Here is a 17,176-nt window from a genome sequence, read left to right as displayed (position 1 = left end):
ACCGATGCCCAAAGGTCTTCCTCTCAGCCATCGCTCTCGCCGCCACTGTCATCTACTGGCTATGAGTCCTGAGCCTAGCATTGAAAGAGGACCGCGCCCCAAGAGGGAGGCGGTCCTAAATCTTCGTAGAACCTATCGGTTTTGACCAGGTTTGGATTTAATCAGGGGGACTCAGCAGGGGCCTCGTCAGTGACACCAGCGATGTCGCCAGCGATTTGGTTCGTCAACGCAGTAGTGTTTTCGCCAATTGTGTTGAAAGCAACCACGGCCAGACCAACGATCGCAGCGGTCAGAACGACCCAGTCAACTGTCACGGCACCGTCTTCGTCTTTGCGGAAGTTTTTGATAAAGTTCATCATGTCATGTCCCTCCAAGGATCACTGAGTAAAAGGTCTTAACCTCGCCGTCCGGTTTGCCTCGCTCTCTCATTTGAAGCTGTCCGACTTGGTATGACCCTTTATAGCCGTCGGATTGGGGCGCTAATTTGGCAGCAAAAGTCCCTTTTTCAGACTATTGCCGGTTTTCTTGTGAAAACTTGTTAACCCGTTGTTCAGATGCACTTTAATTTTCGAAATGCGCCTTCTGACTGTGCGTTCGCACCCTCTAACACCGCAATTGCGGCGAAATCGCCATGATCCCCGCCTCCAACGCTGGCCCGATTCCACGATTCGTGAGATATTGCCGGGCAAAGGCGCGTCAGACGCAAGGTAGAGCAGGCATGTATCGCATATTGGCATTCTCGCTGGTCACGGCCCTCATGGCCCCTGCCGCCATGGCAGAGGGGCCGAAACCGTTCCCTGAGTTCTCGGCCAAGCGGGTCGGTCCGCCCAAGAAAGGGGCCAAACGCATCACTGTGCAAATTGATCTGGCGGCCCGTGCCGCCGCTGCAGCGAAGGTGGATACAGGCCCCGCCGTTGTCGCCACCCCGAGCGGCGCGATCGCGCCTTTGAACGCCGGGCAGTTCGATTGGTTCTGGGATAAAATCTCCCCCGCGGCTGAGCGGCGCGGGGCAGGGCGGTTGGCCCCGGCGATGGCGGCGCTTTCCGGTGGCCAAGTCCCCGCCCCGCGCCTGCAACATCTGCAAGATATCGCGCGCAGCAACGGGGTGGATATCCTGCGCGCCACGGTTGGCACCAATGTCTCGCCCGCGCTGGTGCTGGCGGTGATCAGCGTGGAATCCGCAGGCCGTGCCGATGCGGTGAGCCGGGCGGGCGCGGCTGGTCTGATGCAACTGATGCCCGATACCGCCGCCCGTTTTGGCGTGCGCAACACTATGGTCGCGGCCGAGAATATCTCGGGCGGGGTGAAATACCTCGACTGGCTGATGGGGGAGTTCGACCGCGACCCGATTCTCGTGCTCGCGGGCTATAACGCGGGGGAGGGGTCGGTGCGCAAACATGCGGGCGTGCCGCCCTTTGCCGAGACGCGCGACTATGTGCCCAAGGTGCTGGCGGCGTTTCAGGTGGCGCAGGGGCTTTGCCTGACACCGCCGGAACTGATCAGCGATGGCTGCGTTTTTGCCGCGATGAACTGAGCGCGACAGGCATGCCCCCGGCGGATGCCGCCGAGGGCTGATTTTCAAACGATGGTCGCTTGGGTCGCGGCGCGCAGCTCTTCTTCGGTCACGCCATCGGCGCATTCGACGATCTTCAAGCCACCTTCGACCACATCGAGTACGCCGAGGTTGGTGATGATCCGATCGACCACGCCCTTGCCGGTCAGCGGCAGGGTGCATTCTTTCAGCACTTTCGAGTCACCGGCCTTGTTCTGGTGGTCCATCACCACGATGACCTTGCGGACGCCGGCCACGAGGTCCATGGCGCCGCCCATGCCTTTGACCAGCTTGCCGGGGATCATCCAGTTCGCCAGATCGCCGTTCTCGGCCACTTCCATGGCACCGAGGATCGCCGCCGCGATCTTGCCGCCACGGATCATGCCAAAGGACATGGCGCTGTCGAAATAGGCGGTGCGGCTCAACTCGGTGATGGTCTGCTTGCCAGCGTTGATCAGGTCGGGGTCTTCATCGCCCTCGTATGGGAAGGGGCCCATGCCCAACATGCCGTTCTCGGACTGAAGGGTGATGTCCTTGTCGCCGACATAGTTCGCCACCAGCGTCGGAATACCGATGCCGAGGTTCACATACATACCGTCTTCGAGTTCCTCTGCGGCCCGTGCCGCCATCTGATCTCTATCCCAAGGCATTATGCGTCCTCCCGCTTGCGTGTCGTGACCTTCTCGATGCGTTTCTCATGCGCGCCTTGGATGATGCGATGCACATAGATGCCCGGCAGGTGGATGTGGTCGGGGTCGAGGCTGCCGCGGGGGACGATCTCTTCGACCTCGACGATGCAGACCTTCCCGCACATGGCTGCGGGCGGGTTGAAGTTGCGCGCGGTCTTGCGGAAGACGAGGTTGCCCGTGTCATCGGCTTTCCACGCTTTCACGATCGACAGATCGGCAAAGATGCCCTCTTCGAGGATGTAATCCTCGCCGTGGAACTGCTTCACTTCCTTGCCTTCGGCAATCTGGGTGCCGACGCCGGTCTTGGTGTAGAAACCCGGGATGCCCGCACCGCCGGCGCGCATACGCTCGGCCAGGGTGCCTTGGGGGTTGAATTCAAGCTCAAGCTCACCCGAGAGATACTGGCGCATGAACTCGGCATTCTCCCCCACATAGGAAGAGATCATCTTCTTCACCTGCCGCGATTGCAGCAGAATGCCGATGCCGAAGTCATCGACGCCCGCATTGTTCGACGCAAAGGTGAGGTCTTTGGCCCCGTTTTCCTTGATCGCCTGCAACAGCAATTCCGGAATGCCGCAAAGGCCAAAGCCCCCGGCGGCGATCAGCATGCCATCCGACAGAACGCCTTCCAGCGCCTCGACGGCGGATCCATAGATTTTGTTCACGGGCGACCTCCCTACAGTTTCGCTGCGCCATATGTGACCCTGCGTCGGGGCAGTGTCAATTACGTGGTGCTACGCAGGAAAGGCCGCCCGGAAGGTCAGATGATGCGCACCCGCGTGCCCACGGGGCAGAGGCCGAAAAGCTCTTCGATCTTTTCGTTATAGAGCCCGATGCAACCGTCCGAGGACCGCCGCCCGATCTTGCGCGTGTCATGGGTGCCGTGAATGATATAGGCAGGCCAGCTGAGGTACATCGCATGGGTGCCCAGCGGATTGTCCGGGCCCGGCGGCATGTATTTGTAATGCGGAAAACGCTCCATCATCGAGGCGGTGGGCGTCCAATCGGGGCCGACCTTCTTGCGCACGATCTCGGTGTAGCCGCGTTTGGTCAGCTCTTCGGTGGCGGGTACGGAGGTCGGGTAGACCTTATAGGTCTGGCCGTCCGCGCTCCAGTAATGCAGGGCGCGGCTGGTGGTGTCCGCCACGATCGCGCCTTTGCCAAGGCTGTCGAAATGGTTCTGCCAGCGCTGCGTGGCAAAGCTCGACGTGTTGCGCGACACGGGGGCTTCGGTGGAAAACTCGCGCGGCGCTTGGCCGGGCTCCTGTGCCCGCAGGATTTGCGGCGTCATCAGCGCCGCGCCGCTTGCGGCGATCAGCCCGCGCCGGGTGAATTTCATGCCTGACATTGATCTGCCTTTCATATTGGTCTTGCCACCGCCCCTGATCCGAAAATCGCAGGGGAATGGCAAATCACATATTCATGATGCTGGATATAAAGGCAGGCCACAGGCGGAACCGCGCCGATCTCCCGGCGCGGTTGCTGTGCCTATATGCGGCTTACGCGCTGTCGGCTTTTTTCGCGGTTGTTTTCTTCGCCGCGGGTTTCTTGGCCGCCGTCTTTGCCGGTGCCTTTTTTGTGGCCGTCTTTTTCGCCGCCGTCTTCTTGCCAGCGGTCTTCTTGGCCGCCGTCTTCTTAGCGGGTGCCTTCTTCGTCGCCGCTTTGCGTTTGGCGGGGGATTTGGCGAGCTTCTCTTCGATCAACTCCACCGCGCGTTCCATGGTCAGGTCTGCCGGTTCGATCTCCTTGGGGATCGTGGCGTTGACCTTTTCCCATTTCACATAAGGGCCGTATTTGCCTTCCATGACGTTGACCGCGCCACCCATATCCGGGTGCTCGCCCATCTCGCGGATCGGTTTCGCGGCCTTGCCCCGGCCACCGCGGCTGGCGACCTTTTCGGCCAGAAGCTGCACGGCGCGGTTCATGCCCACGGTCCAGACCTCGTCGATGCCTTCGAGGTTGGCATTGGTGCCGCCGCGGTCCGAGGTGCTCTCGGCGTGTTTGATGTAAGGCCCGTAGCGCCCGATGTTGGCCCAGACCATGACGCCGTCCTCCGGGTGGGGGCCGATCTGGCGCGGGAGCGACAAGAGCATCACGCCCTGTTCCAGCGTCAAGTCCTCGGGCACCCAATCCTTGGGGATCGACTGGCGCGGGGGTTTCTTGTTCTCTTCGGTCACCGGCCCGCGCTGTACGTAGGGCCCGAAACGGCCTTTGAAGACGCGGATCTCGTCGCCCTGATCCTCGCCCAGAAGCTTGCCATCCGGCGGGATGGCCGAGGCTTCGGCTTCCGGGTCGGGCGGGCCGAAGGGGCGGGTGTAGCGGCAGTCGGGGTAGTTCGAGCAGCCGATGAAGGCGCCGCCCGAACGCGCGGTGCGCATCGACAGGCGGCCAATCTCACAGTTCGGGCAGAGCCGCGGATCGCTGCCGTCCTCGGTGGGCGGGAAGAGATGTGGCTCCAGCACCTCGTTGATCTTCTCCAGCACCTCGGTGATGCGCAGCTCTGACGTTTCGGCGATGGCGGCCGAGAAGTCGCGCCAGAAGCGGCGCAGCACTTCTTTATAGGCGGCATCCCCGGCGCTGACTTTATCGAGTTGGTCTTCCAGATCGGCGGTGAAGTCATAGCCAATATAGCGGCGGAAGTAGTTCTCAAGAAAGGCGGTCACCAGACGGCCCTTATCCTCGGGGATCAGGCGGTTGCCGTCCTTGCGGACATATTCGCGGTCCTGAATCGTGGTGACGATGCTGGCATAGGTCGAGGGGCGGCCGATGCCGAGCTCTTCCATCTTCTTGACCAGCGTCGCTTCGGTATAGCGCGGCGGGGGCTGGGTGAAATGCTGCTCGGGGGTGACGGCGCGCTTGTCCATCGCGTCGCCCTGATGGATCTGCGGCAGGCGCTTGTCGTCCTCATCAACCACATCGTCGCGGCCTTCCTCATAGACCTTGAGGAAACCGTCGAAGAGCACGACCTGACCGTTGGCGCGCAGCCCGACCTGCGCGTCGTCGCTGCCGATCTCGACCGTGGTGCGTTCCAGCCGGGCGCTCTCCATCTGGCAAGCCAGCGTGCGTTTCCAGATCAGGTCGTAGAGCTTGGCCTGATCGGCATCGAGCTTCAGCGCCTTAGCGTCCTTGGTCATATCCGTGGGGCGGATACATTCGTGGGCTTCCTGCGCGTTCTTGGCCTTGTTCTTGTAAATACGCGGCTCTTTCGGCACGTAATCCGCGCCAAAACGGTCCTTGATCGCGTCGCGCGCCATCGAGACGGCCTCGGGCGCCATGTCGATGCCGTCGGTCCGCATGTAGGTGATGTGGCCTGCTTCATAAAGGCGCTGCGCGGTCGACATGGTCTGGCGCGCGCCCATGGAAAACTTGCGGCTGGCCTCCTGCTGAAGGGTCGAGGTCATGAAGGGGGCCGAGGGATTGCGGCTGGCCGGCTTCGCCTCGACGTTCATCACCTTGAGCGCGCGGGAGGTGATCGCCTGCACCGCCATCTCGGCCTGCGTGGCATCGGCGAGATCGAAGCGCTCGAGCTTCTTGCCGGCGAGCGAGACGAGGCGGGCCTCGAACTCCTGACCGCGCGGGGTGGCGAGCAGCGCCCTCACCGACCAGTATTCGCGGGCGCGAAAGGCCTCAATCTCCATCTCGCGTTCGACGATGAGGCGCAGGGTCACCGATTGCACGCGGCCCGCGGATTTCGCGCCGGGCAGTTTGCGCCAAAGCACGGGGGAGAGGTTGAAGCCCACCAGATAGTCCAGCGCGCGGCGGGCGAGATAGGCCTCGACCAGCGGCATGTCGACCTGGCGCGGGTTCTGCATCGCCTCGGTCACGGCCTTTTGGGTAATCTGGTTGAAGACCACGCGGCTTACCGGCGTGTCCTTCTTGATCGACTTGCGCTTGGTCAGCGCTTCTTGCAGGTGCCAGCTGATCGCCTCGCCCTCGCGGTCGGGGTCGGTCGCGAGGATCAGTGCGTTGTCTTGGGCCAGCGCGTCGGCGATGGCCTTGACGTGTTTCTTGCTGTCGCTGGCCACCTCCCATTTCATGTCGAAATCGGCGTCAGTGTCGACCGAGCCGTCTTTCGGCGGCAGGTCGCGGACGTGGCCGTAAGAGGCGAGAACGGTGTAATCGTCGCCCAGATATTTGTTGATCGTTTTGGCCTTGGCTGGGGATTCGACGACGACGACGGGCATAAATACAGGCACCTTAGATCAAAAACGGGGGCGGCTTTGCGCTGTCTCATGTGGGATGGCAGGGGTGTTTGTCAATGCGGCTGCTGCGTATCACGGGTTGGCCGCGCAGCGGTTTCGCAGGCCGGATGGGCCGTTTCGGGGGCATTGACCCTCGGCATTCGACGCTTGCTTGGCCCGCTTAAGTGTCGCGCGGTTGGCCCCCGGTCCCCGTGGTCTTCGGCCCAGGACTGCGTCATCGCGGCGTCAGGCGGAGCGGCTGAGCAGCCCGCCGGGTTGGCGCTGAATTTCTCCCGCCATCTCAAGATCGAGGAGCGCGGGGGCGACGTCGCTGCTGGGCACTTGCAGGTCGCGGATCAACTGGTCTTCGGCCAAGGGCGCATGGCCGAGACGGGAGAGGATCTGCGCGTGGAGTTTCGCGACGGGGCTTTGATTTCGCGGCGGCGGTTCCGGGCGAGGCGCTGCGGGGGGCTTGCTGCGAGGTGCCGAGGTCTGAACTCCCCCCTCCGGCAAGACCTCCAACACATCCGCGGCGGAGCGCACCAGCACCGCGCCGTCGCGGATCAGCATGTTGCAGCCTGCCGCGCGGGCGTCCATCGGATGGCCAGGGACCGCAAGCACGTCGCGCCCCTGATCCAGCGCATCGCGTGCGGTGATCAAACTGCCCGAGCGGGCCGCCGCCTCAACCACCACCGTTGCACGGCTCAGACCCGAGATGATGCGATTGCGGCTTGGGAAATGCCGCGCCATTGGTTGCAGGCCCATCGGTTGCTCTGACAGGCGCAGCCCCTGCGCGGCAATTTGACCGGCCAGCGCGGTGTTCTCGCTGGGATATATAATGTCGACCCCGCCTGCCTGCACCGCGATGGTGCCGTGGGCCAAGGCGGCATCATGCGCTGCCGCGTCGATCCCCCGAGCAAGGCCAGAGACGACGACGAAGCCAGCCTCCCCAAGTTCGGCGGCGAGGTTGCGGGCCATGCGCAGCCCAAGCGAAGAGGCGTTTCGCGCGCCCACGAGGGAGATCATCGGCCGGCCCAGCAAGGCCGGGTCGCCGATCAGCCATAAGAAGGGGGGCGCATCGGGGAGGTCGCGGAGCAGGCGCGGGTAGGGTGCCTCCCCCTCGACCAGTAGCCGCGCCCCGGCGCGGCGGGCGGCGTTGAGTTCCGCCTGAACGACCCCTTCGGGGCAGATACGATAATCCGATATTCCGACGGCACGTGCGACTTCCGGCAGCGCCTTCAGCGCCTCTTGGGCAGAGCCATGTTCATCCAGCAAGCGCCGGTAGGTCGAAATTCCCACACGGCGAGAGCGCAACAGACGAAGCCGGGCAAACTGTTCGTCTTCCTGGGTGGGTGGGAGTGGGGGGTGAGTGGAAGAAGGATGTAGGTCCTTGTCAGTCATCCCGAAACTCCGTCCGTTGCAGAATCAGGTATAGGATTTAGTGCTTAACAACCTATGAACATTTCCCCACGCATTTGATGCAATCCCTGCGTGCTGTCAGGTCGCGGCCCCGCCGACGGTCAGCCCGCCGATCATCAAAGTGGGCTGGCCCACGCCCACCGGCACCCATTGCCCCTGCTTGCCGCAGTTGCCCATGCCGGGGTCGAGCGTGGGGTCATTGCCGATAGCGCGGATCTTTTGCAAGGCCGTGGCCCCATCGCCGATCAGCGTGGCGCCTTTGACCGGGGCGCCGATCTTGCCGTTTTGCACGCGGTAGGCCTCGGTGCAGGAGAAGACGAATTTGCCGTTGGTGATATCGACCTGCCCGCCGCCGAAACCCACGGCATAGATCCCGTCCTTGAGGTCAGCCACGATATCGCCCGGAGCCGCCTCGCCGCCCAGCATATAGGTGTTGGTCATGCGCGGCATCGGGATATGCGCATAGGACTGCCGCCGCCCGTTCCCCGTTGAGGCACCGCCCATCAGCCGCCCGTTCTGACGGTCCTGCATATAGCCGACCAACACGCCATCTTCGATCAGCACATTGCGCGCCGAGGGGGTGCCCTCGTCATCGACCGAGATCGAGCCGCGCCGGTCGGGGATCGTGCCGTCGTCCAGCACGGTCACGCCCTTGGCGGCGATTTGCTGGCCCATCAGCCCGGCGAAGGCGCTGGAACCCTTGCGGTTGAAATCGCCCTCAAGCCCGTGGCCGATGGCTTCGTGCAGCAGAATGCCGGGCCAGCCGGGGCCGAGCACCACGTCCATCACGCCCGCGGGGGCAGGGACGGCTTCGAGGTTTACACAGGCAATGCGCAGGGCTTCGCGGACCTTGGCCTGCCAGTCTTCGGGGGCGAGCATCCCATCAAGCCCGATCCGCCCGCCGCCGCCGACACCGCCGCTTTCGCGGCGGCCATCCTGCTCGACGATGACCGAGACGTTGACGCGTGTCATCGGGCGCAGGTCACGCACCGAATGCCCCTCGGGGCGAAGGATCTCGACCTCTTGTATGCTGGCGGCGATGGTGGCGCTGACCTGAACGACGCGGGGGTCGAGCCCGCGGGCATAGGCGTCGATCTCGCGCAGAGTCTCGACCTTGACCGGGAAGGCATGGCCGGCGATCGGGTCTTCATCCGTATAAAGCCGCGTGTTGCTGGCCTGAGGCGCATCCGCCCAAGTGCCGCCGCCATCGCCCACCGCCAGCCGCGCCGTTTCCGCCGCGCGGCGCAGGGCGGCCTCGCTCAGTTCGGTCGAATGGGCGTAGCCTGCGACTTCGCCCCGCACGGCACGCAGGCCAAAGCCCTCGGCAGCATCGTAGCTCGCGGTTTTAAGGCGTCCGTCGTCGAACACCAGCGCTTCGGAGCGGCGCCGTTCGAGGAACAATTCGCCGTCATCGGCACCGGCCACGGCCTCGCGCAGCACGCTCAGAGCGGTTTCTCGGTCCAGATCGGCCTCGAAGGGGGTGAAATGCGCGCGGCTCATCGGGGGTATCCTTGCTTGCTGTCACAAAACTGTCTCGCGCGGCTCTATGACGCAAGCATGTGACTTTATCTTGTAGGCAGAATATGATTGTAAGCACCCAGGATTACAACGGCACCGGATCGCAGCCGCGGTTTGGGGTGCTTATCGGCTTCTTAATGGTCACAAGATCAGGACGACATATGAAACATCTACTCCCCCTTTCCGGTCTTTTGACCAGCCTTGCCGCCCTGCCCGCATTGGCACAGGACAGCCTGCGCATTGACGGGCTTGATGTCATCGGCAGACCTGTTGACGGCGAGACAGGCTTTCAACCCGCCGTTACCGAATTGGCGCGGGATATCCATGATTTGGATCACCTGATTCTGGTGATCATCACGGCAATCACCATCTTCGTGACCGGTCTGATCGTCTGGGTCATGGTCCGCTACAACAAAAAGCGGAACCCGAACCCCTCGTCCTTCACCCACCACACCCCGATCGAAATCGCTTGGACCATCGGGCCGATTCTCATTCTCGTGCTGATCGGTGCCTATTCGCTGCCGATCCTGTTCCGCCAGCAGGAAATCCCCGAAGCGGACATCACGATCAAGGCGATCGGCAACCAGTGGTACTGGACCTATGAATATGTCGACGAAGAGATAGCTTTTGACAGCTACATGATCGGCGCCCCGGCGACGCTGGGCGACGGCGATGAGGACGTGACCCCCTTCGTGCTGAATGACGCGATGGTCGCCAAGCTCGAAGAAGAAGGCTACAGCCGCGACGACTTCCTGCTGGCCACCGACACATCCGTCGTGATCCCCGTGGGCAAGACCATCGTCGTGCAGGTCACCGCCAGCGACGTGATCCATTCTTGGACCATCCCCGCCTTCGGCGTGAAACAGGATGGCGTGCCGGGCCGTCTGGCCGAACTGTGGTTCACTGCCGAGCAAGAGGGCGTCTACTTCGGCCAGTGTTCCGAGCTTTGCGGTCAGGCCCATGCCTATATGCCGATCACCGTCAAAGTCGTCTCGGAAGAGGCTTATGCGGAATGGCTTGGCAACGCCAAGGCGGAATATGCTGGCATCGAACAGCCGCTGACCGTCGCCTCTAAGTAAGCAAGTGCCACGGGGCAGGGCGCAGGCCCGTGCCCCGTGTTTCCCCTTGGAAGGTTCGAAGGTTCGGGATGACTGACATCACCAATACGCCGACACGTGAATACGACGCGCAGCTGGGGGATTACTTCGCCCTGCTGAAGCCGCGCGTCATGTCGCTGGTCGTTTTTACGGCCTTCGTGGGTCTGTTGGCCGCGCCGGTTTCGGTCAACCCCGTCATCGGCTTTTGCGCGATCTTGTTCATCGCCATCGGCGGCGGGGCCTCGGGCGCGCTGAATATGTGGTGGGACGCCGATATCGATGCGGTGATGCGCCGCACGCGCGGGCGCCCGATCCCCTCGGGCCGGGTCCAACCCGGTGAGGCGCTGACGCTTGGCGTGGCGCTCTCGGGTCTGTCGGTGATGATGCTGGCGCTGGCGACCAACCTGCTGGCGGGGGGGATGCTGCTTTTCACCATCCTTTTCTACGCCGTTTTCTATACCATGTGGCTCAAGCGTCTGACACCGCAGAACATTGTCATCGGCGGTGCTGCGGGGGCCTTCCCGCCGGTGATCGGCTGGGTCGCCGCCACGGGCAGCTTCTCAGTCGAGGCATGGCTGATGTTCGCGCTGATCTTCATGTGGACGCCGCCGCATTTCTGGGCGCTGGCGCTCTTCATGCGCTCGGATTACGACGACGCGAAGGTGCCGATGCTGACCGTGACCCATGGCCGCCCGGCCACGCGGCTGCATATCTTCGTCTACACCGTCCTTCTGGCCGCTCTGGCCATCGGCACGGCTTTCACGGCCATCGGCGGCATCTTCTATTTCGCCGTGGCGCTGGTGCTGAACGCGGCTTTCCTCTTGGGAGCCTACCGCATCTGGAAACGGGATGAACTCATGGCCGAGGGTGACGACTATGCCGAAGAGCGCAAGTTCTTCCGCCTGTCGCTGGCCTATCTCTTTTTGCACTTCGGGGCGATCCTGGGCGAAGCGGCCCTGCGCACCTTTGGCTTGGGGGGCTGGTAATGGGCATCCGACCCGAGCATGAGCTGCACGACCGCCGCCGGGGCCGCAACATCGGCGTGGGCCTGATGCTGGGCGCCTTCGTGGTGCTGATCATGGCGCTGACCTATGTCAAGATCACCCAGACCGATTTCGAACTCCCCCCGGAGCAACGCGAGGTGACACAGTAATGGCGCTTTCCGGTCCTCAGAAAACAGTGATGCAAACCGTCGGCGTGGTGGTGCTCATGGGCGGCCTCGCCTGGGCGTCGGTGCCGTTTTACGACTGGTTCTGCCGCGTCACCGGCTTTGGCGGCACGCCGGGCCAAGTCTCTGCCGCCAGCGCCGATGTGTTGGATAAGACGGTCAAGGTACGGTTCGACGGCTCGTTGAATGACGGCATGCCGTGGGAGTTCAAACCCGTGGTGCGCGAAATGGAAGTCCGCATCGGCGAGACCGGCTTGGCGTTCTATGAGGCGTACAACCCGACCGACCGACCCGTGGCGGGGCAGGCGAGCTATAACGTCACCCCCTATACCGCCGGCGCCTTCTTCGAGAAGATCGACTGCTTTTGCTTTACCGAACAGGTGCTGGCCCCGGGTGAGCGCGTGCAGATGCCGGTGAGCTTCTTCGTTGACCCGGAAATGGTCGAAGACCGTGATGGGAAGTTTGTACATACCATCACTCTGTCCTATACATTCTACGAAATTGACCTGCCCGAGGGCTATGCCGCCCTTGATCAGGACAGCGCCACAACAACCAATTAACGACCTGATTGAACAAAGGTGAGGGACCCGCAACCATGGCCCATGCAAAAAACCACGACTACCATATTCTCCCCCCCTCGACCTGGCCGCTGCTGGGGTCGGTAGGCGGATTTGTCATGCTGGCGGGCGCTGTCCTGTGGATGCACGGGATGACGCCCTTCGTCTTCTTGGGCGGTCTGGTCGCCACCCTCTACGTCATGTTCGGCTGGTGGGCCGAAGTGGTCTCTGAAAGCGAAGTGGGCGATCACACCGGCGTGGTGCGGATCGGCCTGCGCTATGGTTTCATCCTCTTCATCATGTCCGAAGTGATGTTCTTCGTCGCGTGGTTCTGGTCCTTCTTCAAACAGGCCCTTTACCCGATGTATGAATATGTCGGCACGCAATACGTCCAGCCCGAGATTCACGCGGTCGACGCCTTTCACCTGCCGCTGATCAACACGCTGGTCCTGCTGCTGTCGGGCTGTGCCGTGACATGGGCGCACCACGCGCTGGTGCATGAGAACAACCGCAAAGACCTGATCTCGGGCCTGACCATCGCGGTGATCCTCGGCGTGCTCTTCACCGGGCTGCAGGCTTACGAATACTACGAACTGCTGGTCCACGACGATTGGACATTCGGCGGCGACATGTATTTCTCCAGCTTCTTCATGGCGACCGGCTTCCATGGTTTCCATGTGATCATCGGCACGATCTTCCTCTTCGTCTGCCTGCTGCGCGCCATGCGCGGCCACTTCACCCCCGAACGCCATGTCGGCTTCGAGGCAGCGGCGTGGTACTGGCACTTCGTCGACGTGGTCTGGCTGTTCCTCTTCTTCGCCGTCTACATGTGGGGCCAGCCCTAAACATAGGGCGGGGTTGCATCCGCGCCCCACACCCGTAAAACCCAAACGCGCGAAGCCCTCTTCGCGCGTTTGTCGTTTCAGCCAGAGAGATTCGAATGCGGCGCAGCCTGTTCTTCATCATCGTCGGCCTTGGCGGAGCAGCCATCCTCGTCGCGCTTGGGGTCTGGCAGGTGCAGCGGCTGGCGTGGAAAGAAGCGATCATCGCCGATATCAACAACCGCATCGCCGCCGCGCCCGTCGCCTTGCCCGCCGATCCTGACCCCGAAGCCGACGCCTATCTGCCCGTCACGGTCAGCGGAGAGATCGGGGAGGAAGCGTTGCATGTGCTGGTCAGCCAAAAGCAGAAAGGCGCAGGCTACCGCGTCATCGCGCCCGTGGCACTGGAGAGCGGGCGGCGCGTGCTCATCGACCTCGGCTTTACCGCCACGTCGAACAAAGACGCTATCGCCCCCGCAGGCGCCACCACCCTGACCGGCAACCTGCAATGGCCCCAGGAGGTCGACAGTTTCACCCCCGAGGCCGACCTAAGCCGCAATATCTGGTTCGCCCGCGATGTTGAACTCATGGCCGAAACCCTCGACACCGAACCGCTCTTGATCGTGATGCGCGAAGGCACCGGGCCGGACCCAAAGATCACCCCGCTGCCCGTCGATACCGCCCGCATCCCCAACGATCACTTGCAATATGCGATCACCTGGTTTTCCCTCGCCGCCATCTGGCTGGCGATGACCGTCCTTTTCCTGCGCCGCCGCCGCGCCCCTGCAACGCCGAAAGTCGACTGACACTATGCGCTATATCTCTACCCGTGGCTCCGCCCCCGTTCTGTCCTTCGAAGAGGCGATGCTGACCGGCCTCGCCCGTGACGGCGGCCTCTACGTCCCCGAAACGATCCCCGCGCTGAGCGCGGAACAGATCGCGGCCATGCAGGGCCAAAGCTACGAAGAGGTGGCCTTTACCGTCATGCGCCCCTTCATCGGTGACACTTTTACAGATGAAGAATTCCGCGCCATCATCGCCCGCGCCTATGAGGGTTTCGGCCACACAGCTCGCGCGCCGATGGTGCAACTCGCGCCGAACCACTTCCTGCTGGAACTCTTCCACGGCCCGACTCTAGCGTTCAAAGACTTCGCCATGCAGTTGATCGGCCAGATGTTTCAGGCCGCTCTGGGTCGCAAGGGCGAGCGGGTGACCATCGTGGGCGCCACCTCGGGTGACACCGGCTCCGCCGCGATCGAAGCCTTCAAGGGGCTCGACAATGTCGATGTCTTCATCCTCTACCCCCATGGCCGGGTGTCGGATGTGCAGCGCCGCCAGATGACCACGCCCGCGGAACCCAATGTGCACGCGCTGGCCATCGACGGTGATTTCGACGATTGCCAAGCACGCCTCAAGGACATGTTCAACGATTTCGACTTCCGCGATTCAGTGCGGCTGGCGGGCGTGAACTCGATCAACTGGGGCCGGGTGCTGGCGCAGGTGGTCTATTACTTCACCGCCGCCACCAGCCTTGGCGCGCCCCTGCGGGAGATCAGCTTTACCGTGCCCACGGGCAATTTCGGCGACATCTTCGCGGGCTATATCGCCAAGCGCATGGGCCTGCCCATCGCCGATCTGGTGGTAGCCACCAACCAGAACGACATCCTACACCGCTGCCTCTCGGGCCAAGGCTATCACAAAGGGGGCGTGACGCCTTCGATCAGCCCCTCGATGGACATTCAGGTCTCCTCAAACTTCGAGCGTGCCCTCTTTGACGCCTATGATCGTGACGCCGGTGCCGTGGCGCAGCTGATGGACGAGCTGGGCCGAGGCGGGTTCGACGTCTCCCAAGGGGCGATGCAAGCGCTGCAAGACGTCTACCGCTCGGGCCGCGTCTCCGAAGAGGAAACCACTGCCACCATCGCCGACCGGCGTCGCACCACGGGCGAGTTGCTCTGCCCGCATTCCGCCGTTGGCGTGAAAGTCGCGGATGATCTGCGCAATCCGGCCACGCCGATGGTCACGCTGGCCACCGCCCATCCGGCCAAATTCCCCGACGCGGTCGAAGCCGCAACCGGCATCCGCCCCGCCTTGCCGCCCCGCATGGCGGACCTTTTCGACCGGGAAGAACGTTTCACCCGGCTGCCCAACGACCTCGACGCGCTCAAAGCGCATATCAAAGGAAACCTCTCCGCGTGAGCCTTCAACAGACCACATTGCCCAACGGCTTTCGCATCGTTACCGAACATATGGAGGGGCTTGCCTCCTCCGCCATCGGCGTCTGGGTCAACGCAGGTGCGCGGCATGAGACGCCGCAGCAAAATGGCATCGCGCATTTCCTCGAACATATGGCGTTCAAAGGCACCGCGACCCGTTCTTCGCTGCAAATCGCCGAGGCGATTGAGGATGTGGGCGGCTATATCAACGCCTATACCTCGCGCGAAGTGACGGCCTATTACGCGCGCGTGCTGGAAAACGACGTGGCGCTCGGCCTCGATGTGATCGCCGATATCCTGCGCAACCCGGTGCTGGACCCTTCGGAAGTCGAGGTCGAACGCGGCGTGATCCTGCAAGAGATCGGCCAAGCGCTCGACACGCCTGACGATGTGATTTTCGACTGGCTGCAAGAGCAGGCCTACCCGGATCAGCCCATCGGCCGCACGATCCTTGGGCCTGCCGAGCGGGTCTCGGCCTTCTCGCGCGACGATCTGCAGCTCTTCATCGCCGATCACTACGGGCCGGAACAGATGATCCTTTCGGCGGCCGGTGCGGTGGACCACGACAAAATCGTCAAACTTGCCGAAAGCCTCTTTGGCGATATGCCCGCCAAGACGCTCTACCAGATCGACAGCGCCCGTTTCGGCGGCGGTGAATATCGACAGGTCAAACAGCTGGAACAGGCCCATTTCGCGCTTGGCTTTGAGAGCCCGGGGTATCGCTCCGACGACATCTACATCGCCCAAATCTATGCCTCGGCCTTGGGCGGCGGGATGTCCTCGCGCCTGTTCCAAGAGATTCGCGAGAATCGCGGCCTTTGCTACACGATCTTCGCCCAAGCCGGTGCCTATGCCGACACGGGGATGACCACGATCTACGCCGGCACCAGCGCCGAGCAATTGCCCGAACTGGCCAATATCACCATCGACGAGATGAAACGCGCGGCCTCAGACATGTCGCCTGCCGAAGTCGCCCGCGCCCGTGCGCAGATGAAGGCCGGGCTGCTCATGGGGCTGGAAAGCCCCTCGAACCGTGCCGAACGTCTGGCCCGGCTGATCCAGATCTGGGACCGCGTGCCGCCGCTCGAAGAAACCGTGGCCCAAATCGACGCCGTGACCACCGGTGATGTGCGTGATTTCGCCGAACGCATGGCAACGCAGGCGCCTGCGGCCCTCGCGCTTTACGGTCCGGTCGAAGCCGCGCCGACGCTGGGCGACCTCCACAACAGACGCGCCGCGTGATGCTGGGGCGACGCAAACTGCGGATAGAGACGGAACGGCTGACCCTGCGTCCGCCGATCCATGCCGATTTTCGCGCCTGGGCCGCCCTGCGCCGCGCCAGCAACGACTACCTGCGCCCGTGGGAGCCGACATGGGCCGAGGATCACCTCACCCGCAAGGCTTTTACCAACCGCGTCTACTGGGCGCAGCGCTCGGTCTCCTCGGGCAACGCCATGCCGCTCTTCCTGATCCGGCGCAGCGATCAAAACCTCGTCGGTGCGATCACCCTCGATAACATCCGCCGCGGTCCTGCCCAATCCGGCACTTTGGGCTATTGGACGGGCGAACCCTTCGCCCGCCAAGGTTACATGCGCGAGGCGATCGAAGCGACGGTGCATCAGGCTTTCACCCGGCTTGACCTGTCGCGCATCGAGGCAGCCTGCCTGCCGGAAAACCAAGCCTCCCGCGGCCTGCTCGAAAAGGCAGGCTTCAAATACGAGGGCGTCGCGCAGAGCTATCTGCAAATCGATGGCCGCTGGCGGACCCATGTGCTCTACGCCTCCCTGCGTAAAGATCGGCGCGGCCGCACGGACGTAGGCTAAGCCGCAGCCCGAAACCTTTCGCTGACAACACAAGCATCGCCGGGGCATTATCGCCCCGCCTCACGCCTCGCATTCTCCCAGCCGTTCGGGCGCTTTGCCCTTGCATCCGCGCGCCCCGCGCAGGATCAAAGGCCC

Annotated in this window: 17 protein-coding genes; 10 read left to right on the top strand and 7 right to left on the bottom strand. The window is 62.9% G+C overall.

Annotated features, from left to right (window positions below):
- Positions 1–161: 161 nt before the first annotated feature.
- On the bottom strand, positions 162–359 hold the full coding sequence (locus ACGYK7_RS07255; protein ID WP_394400392.1) for a Flp family type IVb pilin: 198 nt from the start codon (positions 357–359) through the stop codon (positions 162–164).
- Positions 360–718: 359 nt separating this feature from the next.
- Here ACGYK7_RS07255 and ACGYK7_RS07250 point away from each other — a divergent pair, with 359 nt between their 5' ends.
- Positions 719–1,534 (top strand): lytic transglycosylase domain-containing protein, encoded by an 816-nt coding sequence (locus ACGYK7_RS07250; RefSeq protein WP_394400391.1) that lies wholly within the window; start codon positions 719–721, stop codon positions 1,532–1,534.
- A 44-nt stretch (positions 1,535–1,578) separates the two neighbouring features.
- Here ACGYK7_RS07250 and ACGYK7_RS07245 read toward each other — a convergent pair whose 3' ends face one another.
- The 6 genes from ACGYK7_RS07245 to tldD form a co-directional block, all read right to left on the bottom strand.
- Positions 1,579–2,202: a CoA transferase subunit B gene (locus tag ACGYK7_RS07245; protein ID WP_394400389.1), complete on the bottom strand. Its 624-nt coding sequence runs from the start codon at positions 2,200–2,202 to the stop codon at positions 1,579–1,581.
- Positions 2,202–2,906, bottom strand: a complete 705-nt coding sequence (locus ACGYK7_RS07240) for a CoA transferase subunit A (RefSeq protein WP_394400387.1) — start codon at positions 2,904–2,906, stop codon at positions 2,202–2,204. Before ACGYK7_RS07240 ends, ACGYK7_RS07245 begins: the two co-directional genes overlap by 1 nt.
- A gap of 95 nt (positions 2,907–3,001) precedes the next feature.
- On the bottom strand, positions 3,002–3,589 hold the full coding sequence (locus tag ACGYK7_RS07235) for a L,D-transpeptidase (protein ID WP_394400385.1): 588 nt from the start codon (positions 3,587–3,589) through the stop codon (positions 3,002–3,004).
- Between the two features lie 151 nt (positions 3,590–3,740).
- Positions 3,741–6,425 (bottom strand): type I DNA topoisomerase, encoded by a 2,685-nt coding sequence (topA, locus tag ACGYK7_RS07230; protein WP_394400383.1) that lies wholly within the window; start codon positions 6,423–6,425, stop codon positions 3,741–3,743.
- Positions 6,426–6,668: 243 nt separating this feature from the next.
- The gene (gene dprA, locus ACGYK7_RS07225) at positions 6,669–7,823 is read right to left on the bottom strand and encodes a DNA-processing protein DprA (RefSeq protein WP_394400381.1); all 1,155 of its coding nucleotides are present in this window, start codon (positions 7,821–7,823) and stop codon (positions 6,669–6,671) included.
- Between the two features lie 96 nt (positions 7,824–7,919).
- Positions 7,920–9,341 carry a metalloprotease TldD gene (tldD, locus tag ACGYK7_RS07220; RefSeq protein ID WP_394400379.1) on the bottom strand — a complete coding sequence of 474 codons (1,422 nt, stop codon included), beginning with the start codon at positions 9,339–9,341 and terminating at the stop codon, positions 7,920–7,922.
- Positions 9,342–9,520: 179 nt separating this feature from the next.
- Here tldD and coxB point away from each other — a divergent pair, with 179 nt between their 5' ends.
- From coxB to ACGYK7_RS07175, 9 genes are all read left to right on the top strand, one after another.
- The gene (coxB, locus tag ACGYK7_RS07215; RefSeq protein WP_394400378.1) at positions 9,521–10,438 is read left to right on the top strand and encodes a cytochrome c oxidase subunit II; all 918 of its coding nucleotides are present in this window, start codon (positions 9,521–9,523) and stop codon (positions 10,436–10,438) included.
- Positions 10,439–10,506: 68 nt separating this feature from the next.
- Positions 10,507–11,442, top strand: a complete 936-nt coding sequence (gene cyoE / locus ACGYK7_RS07210; RefSeq protein WP_394400377.1) for a heme o synthase — start codon at positions 10,507–10,509, stop codon at positions 11,440–11,442.
- Entirely contained in the window at positions 11,442–11,609 is a 168-nt protein-coding gene (locus tag ACGYK7_RS07205; RefSeq protein ID WP_067267789.1) for a cytochrome C oxidase assembly protein, read from the top strand. Before cyoE ends, ACGYK7_RS07205 begins: the two co-directional genes overlap by 1 nt.
- Positions 11,609–12,184, top strand: a complete 576-nt coding sequence (locus ACGYK7_RS07200; RefSeq protein WP_394400375.1) for a cytochrome c oxidase assembly protein — start codon at positions 11,609–11,611, stop codon at positions 12,182–12,184. Before ACGYK7_RS07205 ends, ACGYK7_RS07200 begins: the two co-directional genes overlap by 1 nt.
- A 35-nt stretch (positions 12,185–12,219) precedes the next feature.
- Entirely contained in the window at positions 12,220–13,026 is an 807-nt protein-coding gene (locus tag ACGYK7_RS07195) for a cytochrome c oxidase subunit 3 (RefSeq protein WP_394400373.1), read from the top strand.
- Positions 13,027–13,121: 95 nt separating this feature from the next.
- Entirely contained in the window at positions 13,122–13,808 is a 687-nt protein-coding gene (locus ACGYK7_RS07190; protein WP_394400371.1) for an SURF1 family protein, read from the top strand.
- A 4-nt stretch (positions 13,809–13,812) separates the two neighbouring features.
- Entirely contained in the window at positions 13,813–15,201 is a 1,389-nt protein-coding gene (thrC, locus tag ACGYK7_RS07185) for a threonine synthase (protein WP_394400369.1), read from the top strand.
- Positions 15,198–16,460, top strand: coding sequence for a M16 family metallopeptidase (locus tag ACGYK7_RS07180; RefSeq protein WP_394400367.1), 1,263 nt, complete (start codon positions 15,198–15,200; stop codon positions 16,458–16,460). The genes thrC and ACGYK7_RS07180 overlap by 4 nt, the downstream gene beginning before the upstream one ends.
- Positions 16,457–17,041, top strand: coding sequence for a GNAT family N-acetyltransferase (locus ACGYK7_RS07175; protein WP_067267819.1), 585 nt, complete (start codon positions 16,457–16,459; stop codon positions 17,039–17,041). Before ACGYK7_RS07180 ends, ACGYK7_RS07175 begins: the two co-directional genes overlap by 4 nt.
- The last annotated feature ends 135 nt before the right edge of the window (positions 17,042–17,176 follow it).

It is taken from the genome of Sulfitobacter sp. 1A15299 (assembly GCF_043556915.1).
Classification (GTDB): Bacteria; Pseudomonadota; Alphaproteobacteria; order Rhodobacterales; family Rhodobacteraceae; genus Sulfitobacter.
The sequence above is the reverse complement of the archived record's forward strand: the minus strand, read 5'-3'. Positions and strand labels throughout refer to the sequence as shown.